General features: G+C 60.5%; 15 protein-coding genes. 11 read left to right on the forward strand and 4 right to left on the reverse strand.

Annotated features, from left to right (window positions below):
• Positions 1-77: 77 nt before the first annotated feature.
• Positions 78-1,274, reverse strand: coding sequence for an ABC transporter substrate-binding protein (locus MESCI2_RS0105320; RefSeq protein ID WP_027035662.1), 1,197 nt, complete (start codon positions 1,272-1,274; stop codon positions 78-80).
• A 165-nt stretch (positions 1,275-1,439) separates the two neighbouring features.
• On the opposite strand from MESCI2_RS0105320, the gene MESCI2_RS0105325 reads away from it, so the two are divergent.
• Complete coding sequence (locus MESCI2_RS0105325; RefSeq protein WP_027035663.1) at positions 1,440-2,168, forward strand: ABC transporter ATP-binding protein; 729 nt, start codon at positions 1,440-1,442, stop codon at positions 2,166-2,168.
• A 26-nt stretch (positions 2,169-2,194) separates the two neighbouring features.
• Positions 2,195-3,385: an L-2-hydroxyglutarate oxidase gene (gene lhgO, locus MESCI2_RS0105330; protein WP_197031522.1), complete on the forward strand. Its 1,191-nt coding sequence runs from the start codon at positions 2,195-2,197 to the stop codon at positions 3,383-3,385.
• Positions 3,386-3,723: 338 nt separating this feature from the next.
• Here the strand turns inward: lhgO and MESCI2_RS0105335 are convergent, their stop codons facing one another.
• Positions 3,724-4,728 (reverse strand): LacI family DNA-binding transcriptional regulator, encoded by a 1,005-nt coding sequence (locus tag MESCI2_RS0105335; protein ID WP_024502238.1) that lies wholly within the window; start codon positions 4,726-4,728, stop codon positions 3,724-3,726.
• Positions 4,729-4,907: 179 nt separating this feature from the next.
• On the opposite strand from MESCI2_RS0105335, the gene MESCI2_RS0105340 reads away from it, so the two are divergent.
• The 4 genes from MESCI2_RS0105340 to MESCI2_RS0105355 are packed head-to-tail and all read left to right on the forward strand — an operon-like array spanning position 4,908 to position 9,281.
• Positions 4,908-5,849 carry a sugar ABC transporter substrate-binding protein gene (locus MESCI2_RS0105340; protein WP_027035665.1) on the forward strand — a complete coding sequence of 314 codons (942 nt, stop codon included), beginning with the start codon at positions 4,908-4,910 and terminating at the stop codon, positions 5,847-5,849.
• Between the two features lie 49 nt (positions 5,850-5,898).
• On the forward strand, positions 5,899-7,422 hold the full coding sequence (locus MESCI2_RS0105345; protein WP_032900330.1) for a sugar ABC transporter ATP-binding protein: 1,524 nt from the start codon (positions 5,899-5,901) through the stop codon (positions 7,420-7,422).
• 16 nt (positions 7,423-7,438) lie between these two features.
• On the forward strand, positions 7,439-8,434 hold the full coding sequence (locus MESCI2_RS0105350) for an ABC transporter permease (protein ID WP_027035667.1): 996 nt from the start codon (positions 7,439-7,441) through the stop codon (positions 8,432-8,434).
• A gap of 10 nt (positions 8,435-8,444) precedes the next feature.
• Positions 8,445-9,281 (forward strand): N-acyl homoserine lactonase family protein, encoded by an 837-nt coding sequence (locus tag MESCI2_RS0105355; protein ID WP_027035668.1) that lies wholly within the window; start codon positions 8,445-8,447, stop codon positions 9,279-9,281.
• 276 nt (positions 9,282-9,557) lie between these two features.
• Here MESCI2_RS0105355 and MESCI2_RS0105365 read toward each other — a convergent pair whose 3' ends face one another.
• Positions 9,558-10,334, reverse strand: a complete 777-nt coding sequence (locus tag MESCI2_RS0105365; protein ID WP_027035669.1) for an SDR family oxidoreductase — start codon at positions 10,332-10,334, stop codon at positions 9,558-9,560.
• Positions 10,335-10,427: 93 nt separating this feature from the next.
• Positions 10,428-11,195: an SDR family NAD(P)-dependent oxidoreductase gene (locus tag MESCI2_RS0105370; RefSeq protein ID WP_027035670.1), complete on the reverse strand. Its 768-nt coding sequence runs from the start codon at positions 11,193-11,195 to the stop codon at positions 10,428-10,430.
• Positions 11,196-11,830: 635 nt separating this feature from the next.
• Here MESCI2_RS0105370 and MESCI2_RS0105380 point away from each other — a divergent pair.
• The 5 genes from MESCI2_RS0105380 (at position 11,831) to MESCI2_RS01000000134320 (ending at position 17,784) form a co-directional block, all read left to right on the forward strand.
• Positions 11,831-12,694 (forward strand): DeoR/GlpR family DNA-binding transcription regulator, encoded by an 864-nt coding sequence (locus tag MESCI2_RS0105380; RefSeq protein WP_050596465.1) that lies wholly within the window; start codon positions 11,831-11,833, stop codon positions 12,692-12,694.
• Complete coding sequence (locus MESCI2_RS01000000134315) at positions 12,681-13,775, forward strand: four-carbon acid sugar kinase family protein (protein WP_032900331.1); 1,095 nt, start codon at positions 12,681-12,683, stop codon at positions 13,773-13,775. Before MESCI2_RS0105380 ends, MESCI2_RS01000000134315 begins: the two co-directional genes overlap by 14 nt.
• Before the next feature lie 226 nt (positions 13,776-14,001).
• Positions 14,002-15,033: a 4-hydroxythreonine-4-phosphate dehydrogenase PdxA gene (gene pdxA, locus MESCI2_RS0105390; protein WP_197031509.1), complete on the forward strand. Its 1,032-nt coding sequence runs from the start codon at positions 14,002-14,004 to the stop codon at positions 15,031-15,033.
• A 41-nt stretch (positions 15,034-15,074) separates the two neighbouring features.
• Positions 15,075-16,565, forward strand: coding sequence for an aldehyde dehydrogenase (gene aldA / locus MESCI2_RS0105395; protein WP_027035674.1), 1,491 nt, complete (start codon positions 15,075-15,077; stop codon positions 16,563-16,565).
• Positions 16,566-16,641: 76 nt separating this feature from the next.
• Entirely contained in the window at positions 16,642-17,784 is a 1,143-nt protein-coding gene (locus MESCI2_RS01000000134320; protein WP_197031510.1) for a substrate-binding domain-containing protein, read from the forward strand.
• Positions 17,785-17,806: the final 22 nt, after the last annotated feature.

Below are 17,806 nucleotides of genomic sequence, written 5' to 3' on the forward strand. Positions count from 1 at the left end.
GTAAGCTCGACTATGAATTTGCCAGGAGTTTTGGTTCCGCCAGCCGCACCACCATGCGGCCGGCGGATCGCAGCCGGTTACTGACCGACGCGGAACAGGAGCTTCATGTCCGGCTTGAACGAGTTCCGGTAGACCTCGACGGCATGGAAGGAGCCGTTCTCGACCTTCATGATCAGCCAAGGGCGGTCGACCTGGATATGCAGCTGATCGGTAAACGAGGTCGGGCCGGCCGTGAACGGCTGGTCCTTGAAGGCGTTCATGACGCCGACCACCGCTTCGGATTCAGTCGTCTTCGCCTGCTCGACCGCATACGCCCACTGCTCGATGAGGCTGTAGCCCAGAACCGAGTAGGAGGAGACCGGCAGCTCGCCGTAACGCGCCTTGTGACTTTCAAGGAATTTGTTCATCTCCGGCCGCGGATCATCGCCGTAAAGCGACATGAAGGCGGGCAGGTAGAAATCCTTCAGGCCCGGTACGGCGTTGAGCCAATAATTGTCGACCATCGCCGTGTTGGCGAGGATCGGCTGGTCGATGCCGGCGGCGCGCAGCTGGCGCACGGCAGAGGCGCCACCCGGCGTGAACGAGCAGACGAAGACCGCGTCCGGCTGCTTTGCAAGCCCCTTGAGGCGGGTGATCTGCGAGGCGATCGACGGGTCGTCGTTCTTGAAGGTGTCATTGCCGAGGATCGTTTCCTCGCCGCCACCCGCGGCCCAGGCCGCGCGGAATCCGGCGCAGGCCGATTTGTTGTATTCGATCGTAAGGTCTTCAAGCACGTAGACCGACTTCAGGTTCATCTTCTTCTGCGCATATTCGGCAATCGCGATGCCTTCCGACTGCGCCGCGCTGTTGGCGGTGAAGGTGAGCGGGCCGACGCCCTGCACGCCCATTTTCGGATCGGCGGCGCACAGGCTGAAGGCGATCTTGCCCGCCTGCTTGGCGGCAAGCGCCGACGGGGCGCCAAAATCGTAGTCACAGGAGACGACCAGCATGTCGACGCCGCCATCGACGAGTTGCGCGCCGACGGTTGCAGCGCGGGCCTGGTCCGTCTTGGTGTCCATGACGGAATACTCGATCTGGCGTCCCAGCAGGCCGCCAGCCTTGTTGATCTCCTCGATCTTCATGACCGCCGCCTTGAAGGGCGCGCTGTCGTAGTTCGAAAGCCAGCCGGATTCCGCGATGGCGAAGCCGATCTTGATCGGCTCTTCGGCACGCACGCCGGTCATAGGCAACAGAAGGGCGATTGCGGCCGAAGCGGCCACAGCAACAGATTTCATCGTCGTTCCCCTTGGCGGTGAGCAAGGCACCGCTTCAATTATTTTGCATATAGTCCTCTGTGGACAGAAGACAGAATGCGGGTTAGATTTTTTTTGTCAACGGCAAAAATGCGGCGGGCCGTTCCGAGTTCGATCGGCGCCCACAGACCGTCAAAGGGGAACGACATGCTTGAAATACGCGGCCTCACCGCCGGCTATGGCCGGCTTGCTGCCCTGAAATCGATCGATCTGGAGGTCAGAAAAGGCGAGATCATTTTCGTCGTCGGCCCCAATGGCGCCGGCAAATCCACGCTTCTGAAGTCAATTTCCGGGCTCATGGCGCCGACCGGCGGCACGCTTGCCTTCAATGGCGAGTCGATCGCCGGCCAGGCGCCGGAAAAGCTATGCCGGAAAGGCCTGGCACTGGTGCCGGAAGGCCGCAGCATCTTTCGGACACTGACGGTTCGGGAAAACCTGCTGCTCGGCGGCATGATCCGCAAGGACAAGGCTGAAGCGGCCGCCGATCTGGAACGGGTTCTGGAAATCTTTCCGATCCTCAAGACCCGCTACCGCGGCGTTGCCGGCCACCTTTCCGGCGGCGAGCAGCAGCAGCTTGCCATCGCCCGCGCTATCCTGCAGCGCCCGTTGCTGATGATGATCGATGAACCGTCGCTTGGCCTTGCGCCGCTGGTGATCGACCAGGTCTACGAAAGCCTCCGCCAGCTTAACGCCAGCGGGCTGACCCTGCTCGTCGTCGAACAGTCCACCGCCCGCATTCTCGACCTCGCTTCCCGCGTCTACGTGCTGCGCAACGGCCATGTCGCGCTGGAGGGTTCGGCAAGCGAGCTTGCAGACGGGCATGCGCTGGAAGAGGCCTATTTCGGCTATGGTGACCGTCAGACGGCGCACGCATAATCAGGCAGGCAAGGACTACAACCATGATTTTCGACTATTGCGTCGTCGGCGGCGGCATCGTCGGCCTGGCGACGGCCATGCGGCTGCTTGAGACATATCCCGGCTGCAGCCTGATCCTGCTGGAGAAGGAGGAGGCTCTCGGCAAGCACCAGACCGGCCACAACAGTGGTGTCATCCATGCCGGCATCTACTATCCGCCAGGTAGCCTGAAGGCCGAGCTCTGCCGCAAAGGCGCGGATGCCACCAAGGCCTTCTGCCAGGAGAACGGCATCCGCTTCGATGTCTGCGGCAAACTGCTCGTCGCCACCTCCGCGCTCGAAGTGCAGCGCATGGAGGCGCTCTACGAACGCTCGAAGCAGAACACGATCGAAGTCCAGCGCGTCAGCGAGGGTGAATTGAAGGAGCGGGAACCGAACATCCGCGGTCTCGGCGCGCTTTTCGTGGCCTCGACCGGCATCGTCAGCTATGCCGATGTCTGCCAGGCCATGGGGCGGCGCATCAAGGCGCTGGGCGGCGAGATCCGCCTGTCGACGCGCGTCACCGGCATTCGCGAAGTCATCGATTCCGTCGATATCGCGTCGGCCGGCGAAAACTGGCAGGCGAAGAAACTGGTGGTCTGCGGCGGTCTCCAATCGGACCGGCTGGCCGTGCTCGCCGGGCTTTCGATCGAGCATCGCATCGTTCCCTTCCGCGGCGAATACTATCGCCTTCCCGCATCGAAGAACGACATCGTCCGCCATCTGATCTATCCCGTCCCGGATCCGGCCCTGCCCTTCCTCGGCGTGCACCTGACGCGGATGATCGACGGCAGCGTCACGGTCGGGCCGAATGCCGTTATCGGTTTTGCCCGCGAGGGCTATCCACGGCTTTCGTTCAATGTTTCGGACATGGCCGACTACGCGCTGTTTCCCGGCTTCTGGAAGACCGTGTTCGCCAACCGCGGATCCGCGGCAACGGAACTCCGCAACTCGCTCTGGAAGCCAGGCTATCTGGAGGAGTGCCGGAAGTACTGTCCGAGTCTCGACCTCGCCGACCTGCTCCCGCATGAAGCAGGCATCCGCGCGCAAGCCGTGCGCAAGGACGGTGCCCTCATCCATGATTTCCTGTTCGCACAAACGGACCGCATGCTGCACGTCTGCAACGCCCCTTCACCTGCCGCCACCTCGGCGATCCCGATTGCAGAGATGATTCGAGATCGCCTCATGCAGGGCTGCTGAAACGAGGCGGTACGCACTGGAGTCGCAACGCCCGCTGAACGCTGGAGTATCCGTCTTGGCCAAGTGGACGCCGGCATTCTTGGCTGCGCAAAGATCTCAAGCAAAACGACGGCCGACGTCGTCGGCAGGGTTCGCTCCCAGCTTGCCGCAAATTTTGTTGACCGTCATAGGGGGCATAGCTGGACGACCTCCCTATGGTACCAGAATGGTACACGTCGATAGGATGCACTGACCCCAAGCCAGCTTAGCTTAGCTTAGCTTAGCTTAGCTTAGCTTAGCCTCGACGACGAAAGGTGGACGGTCTCTCATCGAAGTACCCTGGCTCGCAACTCAACATTCTATCTAACTGGGGCGCAACTTTCACCAACCACCAGCGCGGGCTGGAAGACGACATTGCGCGCCGGCAAGGTGACCTTATCTTCGATGCGATCGACTAGCATGCGCAGCGCTTCGTTTGTCATGTCGGCAACGGGATGCTCTGTACGGGTAAGCCGCGGCTTCAACCCGCCTGCTCCAGCGACTGTGTCGGTCGACGCGATCGAGATGTCCTCGGGACAGCGCAGGCCAAGATCGGCGACAGCGCGCATGACTCCAATTGCCATGACGCCATTGGCGACGTAAAGCGCCGTGGGCCGGGCCAACTGTCCAAGCAGGTCTCGCGCGACTGAATAGGCTGTGTCTTCACGGAACTCGCCGGAACGGACATGCCCGGTTTTCGGAGCGAGGCCGCGCGCGGCCATTGCCTCAAGCATGCCTTGCAGCCTGCCGCTGCCAGTCGTTAATTGCGTTGGCCCCGTGATGGATCCGATTTCGCGGTGGCCAAGGTCCAGGAGGTAGTTGGTTGCCTGCTTGCCGGCCGACACATTGTCGATCGTGACGGTATCAACACCGGCATCTCCGATCGAACGGCCAAGCAGGACCACCGGCACGCCGCCCTCGAAATCCCTTCGTTGGTATTGGCTTTCGGGACCTACCGGAACGAGGACCGACCCATCGCACCCTAGTGTTCGAATGCGCGAAAGAATGCGTTTTTCAATATCGGGCTTCTCATCGCTGTTGAACAGCACGAGAGAGTAGCCCCAGGCGGCGACCGCCGCCTCGGCTGCTGTGACGATGCGGGCGTAAAACGGGTTTGCCAGATCCGCCACGGCAAGCGCGATCAGCTGGCTGCGCCCGCTGCGTAGATTCCGCGCGACCAACGAGGGCGCGTAGCGAAGGTCGCGAACCGCGGCAAGCACACGGCCCCGCAATTCCGGACTCACATAGGCAGTGTCGTTGACGACCGCGGACACCGTCGCCGTCGACACACCGGCAGCTCTTGCGACGTCTTTTATGGTGGCCATCTGCTCTCTTAGCTAATCGTTTAGCTGTCTCTTGGCGCCAATCTCTCGCCTATTTTGTGCTCCATTGCACGAATTTTCTTGCGAAGCCGCCTAAGATGGGAAAATCTACCGAAACGGTTAGGCGGTTATCAGCTTTGAATCTGAAGATGCGCGTCCAACCTCACAAGGGAGAGAGAACAATGAAAAACCTGACGTTCGGCGTTTTCGCCGTGGCCCTAGCATTGTCCGGCGCTCACGCCAGCGCGGCCGACAAGCCGCTGCTCGGCATCGTGTCGATCAGCGCCACGGAAGCCAACAATGTCCGCTATATCCAGGGCGCGACCAAAGCAGCCGACGAACTCGGTTGGAAAGTTACCGTGGTCGACGCGGCGGGCAATGCAGACCAGGCCAACGCCGCCATCCAGAACTTTGCGCAGCTGGGCGCGCATGCCATCGTTGACATGGTGTTCCCGTTCTCTTCGATCGGCGCCGGGCTAGCCGCAGCTGGTTCCGCGAGCATTCCCGTAGTCACGTGGGGGGGTGGGCTGGGCGGCACCGTTGCCGCCACCAACGGCTCGGGCGGCCCGATGGCCATCCCGGTCGTGGACCTGATGCTCAAAAACATGAACGGCAAGGGCTCCATTCTTGCCCTCACGTATCACACGGGTGAAGTTTGCCGAAACCGCGAGCAGGTCATGGATGAAATGGCCGCCAAATATCCCGACATCAAGGTGACCAAAAACGAAGTGCGCATTCCCGGCTACTTTGAAGATGGCGCGCAGTACGCCAATGCATGGCTCGCCTCGCATCCGGCAGGCGCTGAAAACCTGGCGATCTGGGGCTGCTGGGATGATCCTGCAATCGGCGCGATCGGCTCACTGCGTGCTCAGAACCGCACCGATGTGATGGTGTATGGCATCAACGGAAATGCCCAGGCTCTTGAAAATATCAAAAATGGCTTCATGACCGCAACGGCATGGCAAGACAGCTACACCGAAGGCTACAATATGGCAAAGATGGTTGAAGAGATCACGGCCGCCGGGAAGAGCTGGACGCCGAAAGCCGCCGAAGTGCCGGCGGTGCTGGTGACCAAGGATACAGTGGCGGATTTTCTGACCAAGCATCCTGACGCGATCCAGTAGGCGCAGCCAGCTTTTGACCGATAGTGTAACAGGAGATGCGGCATTGGCGATGGGGGCGCCCGTGGTGCCTCCATTTCTTGTCGTACGCAACATCAGCAAGGCCTTCGGTGGCGCCAAAGCATTGCGAAATGCTTCCCTCGACATTATCGCGGGGGAGGTTCACGGGCTGGTCGGCGCCAATGGGGCGGGCAAGTCGACGATGATCAGGATTCTCGCCGGCCTCAACCATCCGGATCAGGGGTCGATCGAGATCGATGGGCACACAGTCGGCATCGAGACGGCGCACTGCGCGACCGCATTCGGCATGAGCTTTATTCACCAGGAACTGGCGTTCGTTCCGGGGATGACTGTCCTCCAGAACATTATGCTCGGCGTGCCAAAACGATCGCGCTTCGGCTTGACAGACTGGGCGGCCATCGCCCGCGATGTCGAGCCCATCGCAAGACGCGTCGGCATCACCGCCTCGCTCAATGCGAATGTGAAAGGGTTGTCGACCGCCGAAAACTGGTTGATCAATATCTGTCGCGCGCTGGTCCGCAAATCGCGACTTATCGTGATGGACGAGCCGACCGCCTCTCTCTCCGCCGCCGAGAGCGAGAAGCTCTTCGCTATCATCAAGGACCTCTCGGCATCCGGCGTGGCCGTACTTTACGTCTCGCACCGCCTGGATGAGATTCTGAAACTCTGCGATCGGGTGTCGGTATTGCGCGACGGCAATTCCGTCGCCGAATTCACCCGTGCTGGGTTGACCAGGAAGGCGTTGGTCGAGGCGATCGTCGGCTCTGCCCATGTCGGTAACGACAGTAGGCCTGAATATGCGCCGCAGACCCATGAGATCGTCCTGCGCGTTCAGAACCTGACACGCTTGCCCAAGGTGCGTGGCGTAAGTTTCGAACTTCGCCACGGCGAAGTTCTGGGCATCGGCGGCCTGGTCGGTGCCGGACGCAGTGAACTGGTGCGGCTGATCTATGGTGCCGATCGCGCCGACTCGGGCAGCATGACGTTCAGAGGCAAGCCCTACGCACCGAAATCGCCTCAAGCCGCGGTTGCCGCCGGGCTCGGCCTGGTGCCAGAGGAGCGGCGTACGGAAGGGCTTTTCCTGACGAAGAGCGTTGCCTTCAATCTTGGTCTGGTCAATTTGGACAAGCTTGTGCTCGGTCGCAGGGTGCCGCTTCTCAGCCGAAAGTCGCAGTCCTCGCTCGCTCGCGAGACGATGAAACTTCTGTCGATCAAGACGGCAAGCGTGGACAGCCCTGTTGGCCGGCTAAGCGGCGGCAACCAGCAGAAGGTGGTCATCGGCCGCTGGCTGCAGCGCGCGCCGCACATCCTCATTCTCGATGAACCGACCCGCGGGGTCGACATCGGTGCGCGTGCGGAGATCCACCGCCAAATCCGCGAACTCGCGGCGGCAGGCATGGCGGTTCTCGTCATCTCATCCGAACCCGATGAACTGCCGGACCTTTGCGATCGCGTGCTGGTGATGGCGGAAGGCCTTATCGTTCGCGAAATGAGCGGCGCATCGATCTCGCGCTCCGCTATTGTCGAGGCAAGCTATGGTGAGCGGAGCCATTGACCGGGAGGACGACCAGATGAGCGATGCTTCGACCTACAACAGGCGCCTCACACCAAGAGCCAAGGCTGGGCTCGGAATTTTCGCGCGCTACGCGACCATCCTCGGGCTGCTGGCGATGATCGTTGCCTTTTCGATCCTGTCGCCGAAGGCGTTCTCGACCCTGGGCAACTTCACCAACGTTCTCAACCAGGCCTCGCTTGCGATGATCATCGCCGGCGGCCTGACATTGGCGGTCGTCGTCGGCGAGCTCGATCTGTCGATTGGCTTTGCCGCCAGCCTGCACGGCATTCTCGTTACCGGCTTCATCGTCCATGACAAGCTGCCGATCCCTCTGGCCATTTTGATTGTACTCGTCCTTGGCGCGCTGATCGGCCTGGTCAACGGCTTCATCGTCACCAAGATGAAAGTCAATTCGGTGATCGCGACGCTGGGCGTCGGAACCATCATCACGGGTCTCGCCTTCGCCTACTCCGCCGGCGTGCCCATCGTTGCTGGCGTACCCGAGGCCTTCCTGCAGCTTTCGCTCGGCCGCTGGCTTTTCGGCATCCCCAACAACATCGTCGTCATGGTCTTTGTGCTGGGCATCCTGTGGGTGCTGGTCGAGCGCACCTCCATCGGCCAGGAGATCCAGGCAGTCGGCGGCAACCCTGCCGCGTCGCGCCTGGCCGGCATCAACGTCGATCGCATCAAGACGCTTGGCTTCGTCATCTCCGGCATATGTGCCGCCCTTACCGGCATTCTGCTGGCGTCGCGGCTGGGCAGCGGCACGACAAGTGCGGCCGATTCCTATCTGCTGACGGCGTTCGCGGCAGTATTTCTGGGCTCGGCGACTTTGCGCGACGGCGAGTTCCATGTCCTGGGGACTTTGGTGGGCGCCCTGATCATTGCTTTCGGCTTCAACGGCCTCAACATTTTTGGCGCGCCTACCTTTTCCCAATACGTGTTTCAAGGCGCCATCCTGATCATCGCGGTCGGGCTTTCCAGCCTTGGCCGCTCACTTGCGGAAAGCTGAGGAGGATCACATGGCTCAGACTGTACATTGGGAGATCTATGTCATCGAGTTCGCACGATCTAAGAACCAGCCATGGGTCGACCTGGTCAACGGGATGTACGATGACGGCCCCACGGACTTGCCCTTTTCCTTTGTTCTGGCGCGGCGCGGCGACCGCAACGTGCTTGTGGACACCGGCTTCATGAAGGACGAAACCGGTCCGAACTTCTCCGATAAATTCGGCATACCCTGGTGGATTTCCCCGGTTCGGATGCTTGCCGAACTGGGGCTGGCGCCTGGCGACATCACAGACATCATCGTCAGCCATGCGCATTTCGACCACATGGGCTCGATCGATCAGTTTCCGAATGCCCGCCTCTATCTACAGAAGCAGGAGCTGCTGTCCTGGCACGAGGCGATGGCGCTGCCACCGCAATACGGCTACCTGACCGCCATCATCGATCCGGACGATCTGCGCGCCGCCTTCGACGCCTCCGTGGAACACCGCCTCACACTGGTCGATGGTGACCGGGACGATCTCCTGCCAGGCATCCACGTTCGGCTGGGACAGGGCCACACGATGGGACAGCAGTTCGTAATCGTTGAGACTTCGCGAGGCCGCATCGTCCTTTCGGGCGATTGTGTCTACTCATCCCGGCAGATCACTGGTCACAAGCACGACGGTGTCTACCAGCCGCTCAACAATGCCGTCGGCAGCGTTTGGGATCAGCTCAAGACCATCGACCGCATCAACACCGAGATCGGAGGCAACCTCGACCGACTGATTATCCTGCATGATTCCGACCGCTGGAAAGGCCTTCCGGTGATCAAGGAGATCGAAGGGTTCCGCATCGTCAAGGCAGCATAAGATCGGTATTTTTCGAAAGACGGTTGGTTCGAAACCCGGCCTTCAGCCGCTCATCTCAGCCCCCGGCAGTTCAGCCGAGTCTTCCATGATGAGGCGGGCCGGAATTGCTGGAGTTTTCGGTCTCGACTTCGATATCGCGGATGGTCACCACACGGCTCATTTCGACTTTGATGGGACGGCACTTGCTCGCGGTACTTTGTTGTTGAGCGGCTTGCTCACCGCCGTATTGTCCATCGGTTGAACTTCTGTTGGCAACCGGCCAGAAAACGGCGCGCGTCACACTACAATCGGCACCGACGCGCCATCCATATTGATAACAACACCGGTCACGTAGCTCGCTTTCGCGGAACACAGGAAGGCGACGACCGATGCGATTTCGGCGGGATCGGCCAATCTGCCGATGGGGATGGAGTCGGTCGCCCGGCGCAGCGCTTCGTGCTCACTTATCCCCTGGCTTGCCGCAACCGCTTTCATTCCTTCACTCACCCGGCCTGTTTGCGTGAGACCGGGATTGAGCCCGACGATGCGCACACCGCGACCGGCATAGGCGTTTGCGAGACCGACCGTCGCCAGCATCAGCGCCGCGTTGGCGGCGCCGCCAGCCAGATGGGTCGGCGAGGCGACTTTGCCGCCGTTTCCGATGATGTTGACGATCACGCCCGAGCCGCGGTCAGCCATCTTCTTGACCACTGGATCAATGACGTTGATGTAGGGAAAATACTTGTCATCCATCGCTGCGCGCCAGGCTTGCGGACTGAGGTCCTGTACCGGCGTGCGCTTTGCGGCCCCGGCGCTGTTGACGAGGATGTCGAAGGGACCGACGTCTTGCCACACCCTGTCCACAGCCTCTTTCGCGTCATCGCCCGATCTCAAATCCACGGCGATACCAACCGCACCCGGAAGCACGGAAAGGGCGGCATCGATGTTGGACGGCGACCGGGAGCAGATGACGATCCTTGCTCCTTCCGCCGCGAGCAACTTGGCGCAGGCGAACCCTATGCCTTTGGAGCCTCCCGACACCAATGCAATCTTGCCTTCAAGGCCGAGATCCATGTGCATTCCTTTCCGAAAGCTACGGCTCCGATCCTATCAATCTGGGCGCTGTTCGCCAGCCGCAGGGAGATCATGCGCCCCTCCAGCAGGTTCCTAGTCCGCAGTCCAACCGCCGTCGATGACCATGGACGATCCCGTCATGAGAGAGGATGCATCGGACGCCAAGAAGACAACCGCCCCGGTTATGTCGCCGACATGACCTATGCGGCCAAGCTTTATCTTGGACAGCACCTCCGCCTTGAAGGCCTCATTCTTCAGGAAATTCTGAGCGAGCGGCGTTTCGACAAACGTAGGGCAGACGGTGTTGACACGGATCTTGTGTGGCGCAAGGTCGATTGCCACCGCCTTGGTCATGCCCTCCATGGCCCACTTCGAGGCGCAGTAGACGCTGCGCGTCGCGGCACCCACATGGCCCATCTGCGACGACATGTTTATGATGCTGCCACTCACGCCTTGCTCGACCATGCGTCGCGCGACGATCTGCGCAACAAAGAAGGAAGCACGCAGATTGAGTCCCATGATATCATCGAAATCGGCCTGCGTTACATCAAGAAATGGGTTGGTGCGGTTCATCCCGGCATTGTTGACCAGCACATGAAATGCCGGCCTGTGTGAAACAGCTTCACTCACTGCCGAAACGTCCCGGATATCGAGAGCGATGGCTTCGGCTCGTCCGCCCGCGCGAGTGATATTGGCCGCGGCAGCCTCCACCTCGCTCAATGTGCGGGCGGCCAGAACAACCTCGGCACCAAAGTGGGCGAGCGCATGGGCAGCGGCCAGTCCCAGCCCCCGCCCAGCTCCCGTAATGAGCGCTCGTTTTCCGTCCAGCCTGAAATTTGGCGCGACTTGATTTTCCTCCATAAATCTCTCTCCATTTGTTTGAAATTGGGAATACGTATGCGCACGCATTTGCTAAATGAGACTCTGGCGTTGATAGTTCAGGCGGTTGCCGCACCGATGTTGGTAGAGCCGTGAATGATCAGTTCGCCGGGTATGCGAATAGCCGCTGTTGTCGGCATTGAGCACGACGAGCTTTAGCCCAAGCTCGTCCGCTCCCTTCTTCATGAAAGCGACATAGCTGTTCCAGAATTGCGCATCCAGGGTCGGCACGACAACGCCGACGTAGGTTGATCGGCGGCGACAGCCGCCGTTGACAAGGAAAGCATGGTTCCTCCAACCCGGTTCGCAACAGAGCCCAAACGCTCCAAATCGCTGACTTGATTCCTTTTTTGACAAGAACTGCGTGGTTATGAGGGTCAACTGACGCTGTTTGACGACCTATCGCTTACCACATGCGGTCAAAATCAGTCAAAATAATTCCAATAAGACCAAAAGCGATAGAAATTCGCTCATCGGGGATGACAAACCAGTGGGCTCGCCGGATAAATTCGTGATATTCGCGATGCTGGGCTCGCTGTGATTCCGGTGAGCGCGTTGCTGCACTGTGCGGAGATACGAACGTGGCTAGGAATGTTCGAAAATCAACGGTGGAAGAAATGGGATCCTCACCTTCCGGCGGGTCATGGGAAGACGATGGCGGGCGTGGACGGGTCGATCTTATTCCGGCCAAGCGTCATGCTTTCATTCTCGAATGCCTTAAACGGGAAGGAACCGTCGGCATTCAGGAACTCATCGATCTCATCGGGGCGTCACCTTCAACCATCCGGCGCGACCTCGAGACACTGGAACGGCAAGGAGCATTGGAGCGAACGCATGGCGGAGCAATGCTTCACCGCACGGAACTCGCCACCTTCGAGCCGGATCTCGCCACTGCCGCACACTTCGCCAGGGCTGAGAAGGAGGCCATAGGTGCGGCCATGATGTCGGAACTTCGCCCCGGGCAGAGTGTCATTTTCGACGCAAGCACGACTGTTCTGGAAGTCGCCCGCGCCATCGCGGCTGCGCCCATCGCGCTTACGGCCGTCACCAACAGCCTGGCGATCGCCCAGATCCTCGCAACCGTGCCGGGAGTACGCCTCGTCATGCTTGGAGGCACCTGCAAGCCGGGTTCTCTAACTCTGGTTGGCCAGCCTGGCGAGAATTTCCTGCGCACCATCTACGCCGATGTGGCAATTCTTGGCACTCATGCCATCACCGGAGACATGCTCACGGAGACCTCTCTTGAGGTCGCGGCGATGAAGCAGGCGATGATCGCCGCGGCGCGCCGCGTCGTCGTGCTTGCCGACAATTCCAAATTCACCACTCCGAATTTCTGCACCATCTGCCGGCTGGCCGATATCCACCAGATCATTACCGACGAGGGCATCGATCAGGCCAACCTCACCAATCTTCGGACGCTCGATGTAAACGTCCGAGTCGTTCGCGTCAGCCGTTCGGGTTCTTCCGTTGAGCGCTCTTGAGGCTGTGGACATCCGGATCGTCGCCGACGACCTGACCGGCGCCCTGGATAGCGCGGTTTGCTTCGCCTCGCCGGGCCAAGGTGTTGCGGTGAGTTGGCAACTGGATCGCGCGTTCTCGGGCCGTTTGGCTGTCGATATCGCCACACGTGAGGGCGCCGAGACAACGGCCGTCGCCAGACACTTGAAGTTCGCGCCATGGCTGGCCGCCGGACAGCTGAGCTTCAAGAAGGTCGACAGCCTTTTGCGCGGTCACGTCATTGCCGAAATAGAAGCCTGCATCGTCGAGGGTGCGTACCAGCGGGTTGTTCTGGCACCAGCGTTCCCATTTCAGGGCCGAGTTACACGCCTTGGGCGTCAATGGCGGCTCGATCGGCCCGAAATGGTAGGTCCCGACATCGTCTCCGGACTAGGCCAGCGCTTTTCGTCCGGCCGGGCGGTACCGGGGGCGCGACCACTTCATTTCATCACCCTCTACGACGCCGAAACGGACAAGGACCTGGACGAGATCGTTGCAACGGCGGGCGCGCCCAGCACGCTCTGGGTTGGTACGGGCGGCCTGGCTGCAGCGCTGGCGCGACACCTGAGCATACCACACAAGCCTGCTCCGGCATTGTCCGCCCCGTTCCTGGGCCTTGTCGGCACAAATCACGAAGTCACGGCGGGACAGGTGGCCTTTTTTGCCGCCAAGCATGCTGATGGGCATATCGTTGTGGAACGCGACATCGACAAAGCGAAAAGGGATCTGGCAAAACGGATCATGCGAGGTGCGCCGTCGGTTGTCACCGTCATTGCATCGGGTGATCGCCACGCAGTTGCAGATCATATCGGCAAGGTGTTTGCGTCGCTTCTCGACGGTTTGCCAAAGCCCGGAACGCTGCTCGTCACTGGCGGCGAGACATTGCGATCGGTGTGCTCCAGCCTCGGCGTCGTCGAACTCACGGTCGAGAGCGAGATTGAACCGGGGCTTCCGATCTCCAGAATCAAAGGCGGCGTTTTCGAAGGGCTAGCCACAATTTCCAAATCTGGCGCGTTCGGCGACAGCGCCCTCTTCTGCAGGCTGGCGGCTCTCGCGCGTCGCTGATCAAGATGGTCGCCCGCAAAAGCACCGGGCGGTTCATTCCCGCCGGTCAAATGACGTCAAACGATCTTTCAGCAGCCGGCTACACGGGGACTGCTCCCACAGAAAGGTGGGAAAACAGGCGGATTTCACCGCGCGGCTGATTACGAATGACTGCAAAAGAAATCTATTGCGCATCCCTGGTTATAAGGATTAGAATATGATCACAATTGACCGATTAGAGGCGTTCATGTCTGGTCCAAGACTCGGCATCACAATGGGTGATCCTGCGGGCATCGGCCCCGAGATCATCGCAAAGGCGTGCGCACGGCTGAAACCGCGTCTTGCCGACGGATCGTTGTCCCTTCTCATCATCGGCAGCGTCGCCGCGATGCGTGCAATGGAGTCGATTTCCGGACGCATTGAGGAGGAACAACCGTCAGCTTCGGCCGCGGGGATTTTTCCGGCTGTAGCCATTCTCGAAGCCGGCCCCGAACGAACCCCCATTGAGACAGGCATCATGTCGGCTGAAGGCGGGCGCCTCGCCTATCTGGCGATCGAAAAAGCTGTTCGCCTGGCACAGGCCGGTTCAATTGCCGGTATCGTCACGGCTCCTCTCAACAAGGAAGCGCTCAACCTGGCCGGCTACCACTATGCCGGCCACACCGACATGCTGGCTGAGCTGACAGGCGCGCGCGATTCCGTGATGATGCTTGCCCATGGCGATTTTCGCGTCAGCCACGTCTCGACCCACGTCGCGCTGGCCCAGGTTCCATCGAAACTGACCGAACCTCGGTTGCGGCGGGTTATCCAATTGACGGTTGAGGCATTGCGCGGCCTTGGCATTTCCCATCCCCGAATTGCGATTGCCGCGCTTAACCCGCACGCCGGCGAAGGCGGCATTTTCGGCCGGGAGGATATCGACATCACGACCCCGGTCGTCGCCTCCTACAACTCCGCCGATTTTGCCGTGTTTGGGCCTGTTCCCGGCGATACGGTTTTCGTCAAGTTGCGCGCCCGCCAGTATGACGCGGTGGTCGCGATGTATCACGATCAGGGCCATGTCCCGGTGAAACTGCTCGGCTTCAATGTCGATCCCGAGACCGGTGAGTGGAAAGCGCTCTCCGGTGTCAATGTCACGCTCGGCCTTCCGATCATCCGCACCTCCGTCGACCATGGCACGGCCTTCGACATCGCCGGCAAGGGCATCGCCAATGAGGACAGCTTGGTCGAAGCGATCGAGTTCGCGGTCCAGATGGCCGCGGCGAAATCCAACCCTTAGGCGTCGGCACGCCTGCAACGCACGCAGAACCGGATTGAACCATGTCAGCAGAAGAAAAGACATCGTATCTCATGTTGATCGACGGGAAGTTCGTCGTCGGCGAAGCTGGCACGCGCTCGGTTATCAACCCGGCCAACGGCAAGGCCTTTGTCGACGTTCCCGAGGCAAGCCCAGACCAGGCTCGCCAGGCGATAGAAGCCGCCCGCAAGGCGCAGAAGGCTTGGGGGCTCAAATCGCCTCTTGCCCGTGCGGCGATCATGAAGCGGATCGCGGTCTTGATCCGGCAGAACGCCCGGCATCTGGCCGAGGTGGTGGTCAGGGAACAAGGCAAACCGATCAACGAAGCAATAGGTGAAGTCGGCGGCGCAGCCGAGTTCTTCGACTACTACGCCGAATTTGCCCGTCGCATTCAAGGTGAGATCCTGCCGTCCGACTACGCGGGAGAGCAGGTCTGGATACAGCGTGTGCCGGTAGGCGTTGTCGCCGCCATCATTCCGTGGAATTACCCGAGCGCCCTGGTCAGCCGAAAGGTGGCGCCCGCCATGATCGCCGGCGACACCATCGTCCTCAAACCGCATGAAGACACGCCGCTTTCGGCGCTCGAAATGGCTCGCATCTTTGTCGAAGCGGGCGTGCCGGCCGGCGTCGTGAACATCATAACGGGACGAGGTGAAACCATAGGCGAAGTGCTCTGCACGGAACCCGGCGTCGACCTCATCACCATGACTGGAAGCGTACCGACCGGTAAGCGCATCATGGCGAATGCTTCGCGTAATCTGACGCCTGTCTCGCTGGAGCTTGGCGGCAAGGCGCCATTCATCGTCCTGGCTGATGCCGATCTCGAGCTGGCGGTTCGTTCGGCAGCCACGTCGCGCTACATGAACTGCGGACAGGTCTGCATATGCAACGAACGCACGCTCGTTCATCGTTCGATTTACGATCAGTTCGTCACACGCTTTGTGGAATTCTCCAAGTCGCTGGTCGTCGGTGATCCGATGCAGGCAAATACCGATATCGGCCCGAAAGTCAGTCGTGAAGAGTTGGAAAAGGTCGAGGCGGTGCTTGCGGAAGCCGTAGCGGGCGGCGCGAGGCTTGCTCTCGCCGGTGGGCGCCCGGCCAAGGCGCCCATCGATGGCGGCTACTGGCTCAATCCGACCGTACTGACCGACGTGACGGCTGACATGCCGATCATGACGCGCGAAATCTTCGGCCCGGTCGTGCCGATCATGCCCTTCGACACTTTCGAGGAGGCTGTCAGCATCACCAATGCCAGCAACTATGGCCTGTCGGCCTATCTTTTCACCAATGATCTGGGCCGCGTCATGAACGCCGTCAACGAGGTTTCGTTCGGCGAGATCTACGTGAACCGGATCGGACCGGAAATGCTGCAGGGTTTCCATGTCGGCTTCCGCGAAAGCGGACTGGGCGGCGACGACGGCGTGCATGGGCTTGAGAGCTACATGCGCAAGAAGACGGTCTACGTGAACTATTCGGGTGCCGCCACGGCGGCATTGATGCCTTACGGGCGCTGAACAGCGCCCAACCAGTACGACCAGCCAGGTCGCCACCCGGCCGCTACGGCCGTTTCATATGATCGGGAGGAATGAAATGCACTATCGTGGATTTATGGCGGCCGCCTTGGCCTTGGCGCTATCGGGACTGGCCGCATCGTCGGCTCTCGCCGATGACACCATCCCACCGGAAGCAAAAGCTCTGCTCGAGCCGCTGCCCCTGTCGCCGAGGGGCCAACCCGTCCCAGGCTTCCCGGATGGTCCGCCGGCGGTGTCGCCGGACGTGCTGAAATTCTCCGATGAGGACCTTGCCAAGCTCAAGACGGGCAAGTTTACCGCCGGACTGGTGATGCACACCATGGATGCGGGCTGGCCTCAGTTGCAGGTTGCCGGAATCAGCAACACACTCAAGGACCTTGGTATCGAAATTGTTGGAACCACCGACGCCAAGTTCCAGCCCGGTCAGCAAATCAGCGATCTGGAGCAGATGATCGCCCGTAAGCCCGACGTGATCTTCTCGATCCCGATTGATCCGAAGTCTGAGTCCGAAGCCTACAAGAAGGCGGCGGCAGCCGGCATCAAGCTGGTTTTCATGGACAACGTCCCGGTCGATATGGCGCCGGGCAAGGACTATGTGACCGTTGTCGCCTCCGACAATGAGAAGAACGCCTACTTCGCCGCGCAGGAACTTGTCGGGGCGATTGGCGGCAAGGGAGAGGTCGGCATCATCACGCTGGTTTATGACTATTACTACTCCGTCGCAGCCCGCAAGATCGGTGCCTTGAAGGCGTTCGGCGAACATCCCGACATCAAGGTCGCGGATGTCGGCACCTTCACGGCGCCCGAGAAGGCTTACGAGGTTGCCACCGCAATGTTGACGGCGCATCCCGACATGAAGGGCATCTTCGTTGCCTGGGACACGCCCGCCCAGCAAGTCGTGGCCGCGGCGAAGACACTCGGCCGCGATATCGTCGTCACCACGAATGACATTGCCGCTGACAGCGCGCTGAACGTTGCACGTGGCGAATTTCTGGCCGTAGGCGCGCAGCGCCCCTACGACCAGGGCGTCGCCGAGGCCAAGGCGGCCGCGCTTGCATTGCTTGGACATGACGTCCCGCCATACATTTCGGTGCCGACGTTGCGTGTCAAGAAGCTCGACCTTCTCAGTGCCCTCAAGCAGGTCACCAAGGAAGATGCTCCAGCCTCGGTGGTAAAAATCTGCAACGGCGAGTGCTTCTAGCCCACTTTTTCGTCGGCGGGCT

It is taken from the genome of Mesorhizobium ciceri WSM4083, from assembly GCF_000519305.1.
GTDB classification, from domain to species: domain Bacteria; phylum Pseudomonadota; class Alphaproteobacteria; order Rhizobiales; family Rhizobiaceae; genus Mesorhizobium; species Mesorhizobium ciceri_B.

Coding starts and splice junctions, on each gene's coding strand:
- MESCI2_RS0105365 (WP_027035669.1), bottom strand. CDS start 10,334: ATGGATCTCGGCCTTGAAGGCAAGATTGCATTGGTGTCGGGAGGCTCC.
- MESCI2_RS0105340 (WP_027035665.1), top strand. CDS start 4,908: ATGAAAAACCTGACGTTCGGCGTTTTCGCCGTGGCCCTAGCATTGTCC.
- MESCI2_RS0105370 (WP_027035670.1), bottom strand. CDS start 11,195: ATGGAGGAAAATCAAGTCGCGCCAAATTTCAGGCTGGACGGAAAACGA.
- pdxA (WP_197031509.1), top strand. CDS start 14,002: ATGTCTGGTCCAAGACTCGGCATCACAATGGGTGATCCTGCGGGCATC.
- MESCI2_RS0105345 (WP_032900330.1), top strand. CDS start 5,899: ATGGGGGCGCCCGTGGTGCCTCCATTTCTTGTCGTACGCAACATCAGC.
- MESCI2_RS0105325 (WP_027035663.1), top strand. CDS start 1,440: ATGCTTGAAATACGCGGCCTCACCGCCGGCTATGGCCGGCTTGCTGCC.
- MESCI2_RS0105350 (WP_027035667.1), top strand. CDS start 7,439: ATGAGCGATGCTTCGACCTACAACAGGCGCCTCACACCAAGAGCCAAG.
- MESCI2_RS0105355 (WP_027035668.1), top strand. CDS start 8,445: ATGGCTCAGACTGTACATTGGGAGATCTATGTCATCGAGTTCGCACGA.
- MESCI2_RS0105320 (WP_027035662.1), bottom strand. CDS start 1,274: ATGAAATCTGTTGCTGTGGCCGCTTCGGCCGCAATCGCCCTTCTGTTG.
- MESCI2_RS01000000134320 (WP_197031510.1), top strand. CDS start 16,642: ATGCACTATCGTGGATTTATGGCGGCCGCCTTGGCCTTGGCGCTATCG.
- MESCI2_RS0105335 (WP_024502238.1), bottom strand. CDS start 4,728: ATGGCCACCATAAAAGACGTCGCAAGAGCTGCCGGTGTGTCGACGGCG.
- aldA (WP_027035674.1), top strand. CDS start 15,075: ATGTCAGCAGAAGAAAAGACATCGTATCTCATGTTGATCGACGGGAAG.
- MESCI2_RS0105380 (WP_050596465.1), top strand. CDS start 11,831: ATGGGATCCTCACCTTCCGGCGGGTCATGGGAAGACGATGGCGGGCGT.